At 61.1% G+C, this 642-nt stretch carries 1 protein-coding gene; it reads right to left on the reverse strand.

Annotated elements, in window-relative coordinates; all coding sequences use genetic code 11:
- Nucleotides 1-35 precede the first annotated feature (35 nt).
- The gene (locus AC0L2P_RS32180) at nt 36-386 is read right to left on the reverse strand and encodes a hypothetical protein (protein ID WP_473507243.1); all 351 of its coding nucleotides are present in this window, start codon (nt 384-386) and stop codon (nt 36-38) included.
- Between the last annotated feature and the right edge of the window lie 256 nt (nt 387-642).

Consider the following 642-nt stretch of genomic DNA (forward strand, 5'->3'; position numbering starts at 1 on the left):
CTCTGAGCGGTAGACCGCTGGCCAAACCAAGTGCCCTATTCGCAAACCACACGGTATCGCTTGCCGGACTCGCTGACGTTCTTGCAGACAAGCGGGTTGTGCGGCTCATAAGAGGAAAGCGGAGGACTTGCGATCCGCGATGCGCGTCTGGTTGATGTCTTGTGACTTGCCGCACGGCGCGGTTCGAGCCCTTCCGGCTCCTGTGGCGCAACCGGAAACACGCTGGTTTCGATGTGTGGCTGCTGCATGTGGGGCGGCCCTTTGTCAAAGAATCGCCTGGCATCAAGCGGTCTCGGAATAATCACCGTACCATCATCGCTGCGCGCGCAGCCGCTACCCAACAGTAAAGCCAGCCCCACGAAAAAAGGCAGAATCCGTTCAAGCATAAGCACCAACCTTGGCGGGCATATACCCCCGGCTTGCGAGTCACTGACAACTGGCGGAATGGGCACGAAGAAGGGGCGGCATTGCTTGCCGCCCTTTCCAAATTGCCGAAATGCGTGGACCTTAGAAATCCATACCGCCCATGCCACCCATGCCGCCGCCGCCCATGCCGCCAGGCATGCCGCCGCCAGCCGACTCCTTCTTCGGAGCCTCCGCGATCATGGCTTCGGTGGTGACCAGCAGGCCGGCGACCGAGGC

The sequence above is a fragment of the Mesorhizobium sp. WSM4836 genome (assembly GCF_055811815.1).